7 protein-coding genes and 1 pseudogene are annotated in these 6112 nt (G+C 46.1%); 4 read left to right on the top strand and 4 right to left on the bottom strand.

From position 1 onward, the window contains the following. Positions 1–650: hypothetical protein (locus tag HUX64_RS01555; RefSeq protein ID WP_174624492.1), on the top strand; the 650-nt coding region annotated here is incomplete at its 5' end. A gap of 100 nt (positions 651–750) precedes the next feature. Here HUX64_RS01555 and HUX64_RS01560 read toward each other — a convergent pair. Next, the gene (locus HUX64_RS01560) at positions 751–1737 is read right to left on the bottom strand and encodes an IS110 family RNA-guided transposase (protein ID WP_174624493.1); all 987 of its coding nucleotides are present in this window, start codon (positions 1735–1737) and stop codon (positions 751–753) included. 1161 nt (positions 1738–2898) lie between these two features. On the opposite strand from HUX64_RS01560, the gene HUX64_RS01565 reads away from it, so the two are divergent. Beyond that, on the top strand, positions 2899–3312 hold the full coding sequence (locus HUX64_RS01565) for a DUF4279 domain-containing protein (RefSeq protein WP_174624494.1): 414 nt from the start codon (positions 2899–2901) through the stop codon (positions 3310–3312). 415 nt (positions 3313–3727) lie between these two features. Here the strand turns inward: HUX64_RS01565 and HUX64_RS01570 are convergent, their stop codons facing one another. After that, complete coding sequence (locus HUX64_RS01570; RefSeq protein ID WP_174624495.1) at positions 3728–4282, bottom strand: recombinase family protein; 555 nt, start codon at positions 4280–4282, stop codon at positions 3728–3730. A 206-nt stretch (positions 4283–4488) separates the two neighbouring features. On the opposite strand from HUX64_RS01570, the gene HUX64_RS19065 reads away from it, so the two are divergent. Together HUX64_RS19065 and HUX64_RS01575 are read left to right on the top strand one after the other, a co-directional pair. Then, positions 4489–4623, top strand: coding sequence for a DUF4158 domain-containing protein (locus tag HUX64_RS19065; RefSeq protein ID WP_217426394.1), 135 nt, complete (start codon positions 4489–4491; stop codon positions 4621–4623). A gap of 205 nt (positions 4624–4828) precedes the next feature. Further along, the gene (locus tag HUX64_RS01575) at positions 4829–5389 is read left to right on the top strand and encodes a recombinase family protein (RefSeq protein ID WP_174624496.1); all 561 of its coding nucleotides are present in this window, start codon (positions 4829–4831) and stop codon (positions 5387–5389) included. Positions 5390–5519: 130 nt separating this feature from the next. Here HUX64_RS01575 and HUX64_RS01580 read toward each other — a convergent pair whose 3' ends face one another. Continuing rightward, on the bottom strand, positions 5520–5690 hold the full coding sequence (locus tag HUX64_RS01580) for a hypothetical protein (protein ID WP_174624497.1): 171 nt from the start codon (positions 5688–5690) through the stop codon (positions 5520–5522). Between the two features lie 307 nt (positions 5691–5997). Then, positions 5998–6112 (bottom strand): annotated as a pseudogene (locus tag HUX64_RS19475) (IS1 family transposase); the annotation flags it as partial.

The following is a 6112-nucleotide window of genomic DNA, read 5'->3' on the forward strand; positions in this document are numbered from 1 at the left end:
GTAATATCATGACTACTTTCCTGATTCGGCTCATTGGTATGGCGCTGCTGCTGGTTGCCCTGCCGTCCAAAGCGATCACCCTCAGTTGGACGCCGGTTACGGCCTCGGCCGCAACGGGCTCATCGTTAGATATGGCTTTAATAATTTCCGGGTTAGGTGATCATGTTTCCCCTTCGCTGGGCGTATTTGATATCGATGTTGATTACGAGCCCTCCATCCTGGGCCTGGGCGGGGTCGTTTTCGGTGATCCTGGATTGGGCGATCAACTGGCGCTGGACCAGAGCGCCGACCGTTCCTTTACGCCCCGAGACGGTTCAGTTAATCTCTACGAGCTTTCTTTCGATACTGTCGCTGATTTGAATACGCTACAGGCCGGCAGCTTCACCTTGGCGACCTTATCGTTCAACGCCCTTTCAGCCGGGGTGAGCCCCTTGAATATTTCGCTGAACGCCATCGGTGACGCCAACGCCGATTCCCTCTCTATCGAGCCTGTCACGGCAGGCCCTGTTACCGTCGAGGCTAATGCCGATGGCTCAGTCCCCGAGCCTGCAACCTGGCTGTTAGTCAGCCTGGGCGTGCTGGTCATGAAGCGGCTCAGTTGGCGGCTGCTTGGCCAGAAATATTTCCTGCCTGTTTTAGGCTCGCTGTGAATGATTACAGCAGCATAGGTGTACCCATGCTTTTGCGTCAATTATTAACACAAGGTCTGACTTTTAGGGGTTAATTAACCAAAAGATACCGTCTTAAAAATCAATAGGAAACAGCATAGTCAGACTGATAAGGTATACGAGTTTTTAGCACATCGAAGCAAATGTGAGCCAATTTCCTCATAACGGCACCAAGGGCGGACATTTTCGATTTTCCACGGGCTTGCAATCGTTGATACAGGCCTTTAAGATGCGGGTTGTGCCTAGTGGCGACAATAGCCGCCATATAGAGTTTTGCACGGATATGTGCGGGCCCGTTTTTAGATAGCCTTGGTCGACCTTTAATGGACGAACCGGATTGACGCTCCACGGGCACTAAGCCCAGATAAGCAGCAAATTGCTCGGCAGAGTGGAAAGAGAGGTTGTGCAATACGGACAACAGCTGGTTGCCGACTTGCGCCCCAACTGCCGGAATGCTGGTGAGTAGGTCGCGGTCTTCTTTCAGGTTAGGATGATTATTGATATGTTGGTCGATGTTTTCTTCTAGCTTAGCCAGTTGTTGTTCCATGAACGCGATGGTATCGAGTATGGACTGGCTAATGAGCGGTGACACTTCCGTGACTTCTGTTTTTTCAAGTCGGTTGCGTTCCCGCTGCAAGTCCTGGGAAACAGCATCGCGTCGGGTTAGAAGCGCATGTAATTCACGAGCTTCCGAGGCAGGTGGAAGCCAAGGTTTTGGGCAGATTAAAGCGCCGTATTTGGCCAAAATGAAGCTGTCAACACCATCCGTTTTGGTGCGGATGCCAAGGCTACGTCCAAACTGCTTGACCTGGGCTGGGTTGGTTATTGAAACGGTCACATGGGTATCGAACAAGGCCATCGCTGCTTGTTCATGATATGCACCCGTACCTTCCATAATGGCGTGCAGGTCAACAGGGGCAATAAATTGCTTAGCACACCAAGCCAACAGATCAGTAATCCCTGATTTAGAATTGGCGACCGACTTGGATTTGCGCTTTCCGCTACCAACATCCAGTAACAAACTACAATCCAATTTAGCTTTAGAAACATCTATCCCAATGAAAAACATAAACTAACTCGCAATAATGATGTTAAGATCATCCAACTGAGCCCGTTTGCCTTGTGCATACAGGGTCTTAGCCCTTGGCTACCGTCCAGCGTCAGAGTTGGCACCAGAAGCGAGAGAATGCTTAATCTTTTGGACAAGGTTTTCCATTCAGAACGGTTACAAGCTAATTCTCTCCCAGTGTCAGGGTAGCTAACCATGACGTGAGTTAAGATACAAGAACGGTTTGTCCGGCGGCCCCCTTCCTCAACCCTTGCTACAGGCGGCTTACAGCCGAAATATCGAATTCAAAAACGAAGGATATAAATTTTATAACTTATTGAAATGGATAAATATTAGTATCTTTTTAGTTTTCATGTTCGCAGAGGAATTTCAAAGAAACCAAAGCAGACACATAATAGTTATGTCCATTCACTTGAAAATATACTTGAAAGCAGCCGATAGCAATAACGCAAATCGAGATTGCTCACTGGCTCACTGCGGCCACAACCGTGCGTTGGCGTTTTCCGAAAGCAGCCTATCAGATTTGTTAAAACAGACCTTCGCCTACGCGCTAATTCTGCTATTTAGGGGTAGTTTCCACATAGTTGCCAAAAGTGCCATCTTGGTACTTACCCAAAGTGTTGTGTCATGCGTCAAGAATTCCTGAGTGGCAGTCACTGCTTCATTCAGAGTAAAATATTAACTGGCTCACACATTCAACAGAATGTGCCGCAGAATGTGCCGCATTTATTGAGTCCGCTCAGGCTAAGCACTGGACAATTGCTAAAAAGCTACTATGCTTAGTGCGGTGTAGCTTAGGCGTTAAGGATTAAAGGGGCTTAACAGCTGCACAAAACCCAATAGCTGGCTTATCACGGCCTCGCGGGTTTAAATTCTGTAGGTATTCGTTTGGATATTATGGCTGTTGTATTTCTTAATAGCCTAACATGGATTGAGACCAGAGAATTGCCCAGCCGGGACTCTGCCACTTGATAAAGCCAAGAAAAAATTTGGTTTAAGGGGCGAGGATCATAACAAAATCAAAGGCCGTACCGGTACGAACAGTGGACCTAAAGATTGGGTTGGGATTGCCCCAAACGGAGATGTGATTACTACAAACCCTGATGGTAGCCCGGAAAACTGGGGCGACTATCAAGACTTCTTGAATTAACAGGGTTGTTTATGAACGAATATAACTTTGAAATTTCGTTTCGTATTACTCACCCATCCATGTCGCCTGATATCATTTGTGGTTTGCTTTCCATGGAGACTGATGTCAAAAGGAAGGTAGGCGAGGCCAGATATAACCCGAAAGGTAAGCCGTTGCCAGGGGTATGGAAGGAAACATATTGTGGCTTCGATGTACCGAGAAAAGAGGGGGATTCAATTCCAGAATGCCTAGACAATATGTTGCAAAAGCTAAAGAACCAAAGAAGCGGTATTGAACAGATACATTCAAGTGGCGGAAATCTTGTGTTTTATATCCTTTCTGCACCCAAGGAACTAACGTTTGGTGAGAAATTCTCATGGAAAATATTAATGGAGTTGGCTGACCTAAAAATAGATTTGTCATTAGAAGTTCATGAACCAAGCTGACACCCGTGTAAGTCCGTAAGTCGGAAGCGGCGATAGCCGTGTTCCGACGAATGTACCCCGCCGACCTTTTTCTATACCCTGCCGGAGACCGCCAAGGCAAGCCGTGCGCCCAGGCAAACCCGCGCCAAGATACATAATGCTTCGGATTATGCGAACAAAGCGGGTTCGCCTTCCGCCTCGCCCCTTTTGTTCGCATAATTTGCACTATGCAAAATGTCACTTGTTTTGCCGGGACTCACCCTCCAGAATCTTCTTTGAGCGTCTGCTTAACGGAAAATTAGTTGTTGGCCTTCAACTACCGGTTTGGGTCGGTTGCCGTAGATGAGTAATCTCGAGTATGACCGACCGCTTTCCGCTGAACAGGCATCTGATTTACATAATTCCGACCGGCAGCTTTGAACCAGGATGCCCATAATTACTGATCCGCCTCATTTAGTGATTTGTAAACTGTCGATCGGCCAATGCCCATTTGCCTGGCAATGTCGGTAGCCCTAATACCATTCTCATACAATGCTCTTATTTTTTCCGTATCAATGGTGCGTTTGCGGCCAAACTTTACGCCTTTAACTTTAGCCTCGATGCGGCCTTCATTGGTGCGTTCCAGTATACGTTGGCGTTCCGCCTGGGCGACCGCCGACAGGATGGTGACGACCATTTTGCCCATCGTGCCTTCAGTACTGATGCCGTCGTCTAAAAAACGGATGGCAACGCCTAGTTGGTCGAATTCCTTGAGCAAAGCGATCATGTCCGCCGTATCCCGTCCCAGGCGATCCAGTTTTTTGACCAGGGTCACATCGCCTGCTTCAACCTTGATTCGCAATAAATGTAAGCCTTCCCGATCCGTGGGGCTACCAGAAGCCTTATCGGTAAAGATGCGGGTTGTTGTAACTCCCGCTTCTTTTAATGCGTTGACTTGAATATCTAATGACTGTTGGCCGGTGGAAACCCGTGCATAACCGAAAAGCCGCATCGCCTAAAACTGTCTCCTAAATCGATTAATAGACAGGGTGTCTATTAATGCACTGAAAAACGATTTAATAGACAGTTTATTTCATATGAATTACCCTGTCCACAATCTTATAAATTAGTGGACAGACCAATCGCCTAAAATGGCTGCCATTGTGCGCCGAAATCTCCGTGTCATTAAAAACCACTACAGCAAAGATATAAAGGCACATGGCTCGACTGACCATTTTGACCCAGCAAGAAATCGACACGCTGTATGCAATACCCTCGTTGGATGATGAAAAGCGGTCTTTTTTGTTCAGCCTTGATGAAATTGACAGGGCTATTCTTGATACCGGGGTTTAGGGAGCAATGGAACGTAAAAACCCGTTAAGGGTTAATCTCATCGGCACTTAAATCGTCAATGTATTGACGATCGTAAAACTACAGTTGAATTCATTGCACAAACGAACATTTGGGCAACGCTTTAGGTACTACCGTGGAATAAGGCGTTGCGGCTTGCATAAATATATTGCATAATTATATTTATTTGCAATAGGTTTCTGCAACGATGCTTTTCGGTTATGCGCGTGTTTCGACCCAAGACCAAGATACCGATGGGCAAATTGCTGCTTTAAAAGCTTCCGGGTGCGAATTGATCTTTCAGGAAAAGGCTTCGGGTGGCCGTTGGGACAGGCCAGAATTACATCGGTTGTTAGAGCAACTGCGTAAAGGTGATGTCTTGGTGGTCTGGAAACTTGACCGTCTGTCACGTTCTTTAAAAGATGTACTGCTCCTGATGGAGAAAGTTGAACAGGCCGGTGCCGGTTTCCGAAGCCTAAACGAAGTGATTGATACCACTTCGCCTGCTGGCCGCATGATGATGCAAATAGTAGGGACTTTTGCAGAGTTCGAACGTGCAATATTGCGTGAGCGCACACAAAATGGTCTTGATGCGGCAAGAAAGCAAGGTAGGGTTGGTGGTCGCCGGCCAAAACTCAAGAAGCATCAGCAAGAGAAAATCGTTAATCTGGTCAACTCTGGACAGAAAAACGCAGCGGATGCTGCCAGGTTATTTAATGTCCATCCTGCTACCGTATCGCGTATTCTTCAACGCGACAAAATTCCTTAACCGGGTTTTACGTTCCATTGCTCCCTAAACCCCTTTATTGACGCACAGTACTTCACAAAACTAATTAATACTGAATTCTCATGAACCTCTTTAATCTCATTTCTTTTCATGGTAATGGTATGGTGCTTTTTTAAGCTCCTGCTCTTTGTAGATTCATTGCCGCTACTTTACTTCCTAGTATAGTTGTATCATTTCTTGTCGCTCTAAATACGTGGTTAAGATTTGCAATATCTTCTAGCAATGCACATAGACACATTTCAAAATTTTCTTCATCCGGTAAAAAAAGAGTTTGTGCACTCAAATCACTCTCCTCAACCTTCCTCATGCGCAATACGAGATTCATAATTCTTATTTCTCACCCTTTTCGATGAAGCTGACGTCGTTCTTAATAAACCTATACCCCAGTACACTATAAGCGGAGAAATGACCATTACTGCTCCCACCGGGGCGTCACGACTCCCTCCCAGAAGAACAGCGAGAGGAAACAAGAAATATAGTATGCTTATTACTACCGCGATTCTGTCTTTTTTGCTCATTTTATTCCCCTTTGTGTTTTCGTAAGATTGACACTGATTTTCCCGAAGCCTAACAAATTATGGTATTGCTAATTAACTATAGATAATCTCATTATTTCTTTTAGCCATCAGAAGCCTTACGGAATATTCCAACATCTTTTGGCACTTGCTGTAGCATTTTGACTTGCGGCGCAACCTGGCAAGGAAA

The organism is Candidatus Methylobacter favarea (assembly GCF_902806695.1).
In the GTDB taxonomy this organism is placed as follows: domain Bacteria; phylum Pseudomonadota; class Gammaproteobacteria; order Methylococcales; family Methylomonadaceae; genus Methylobacter_B; species Methylobacter_B favarea.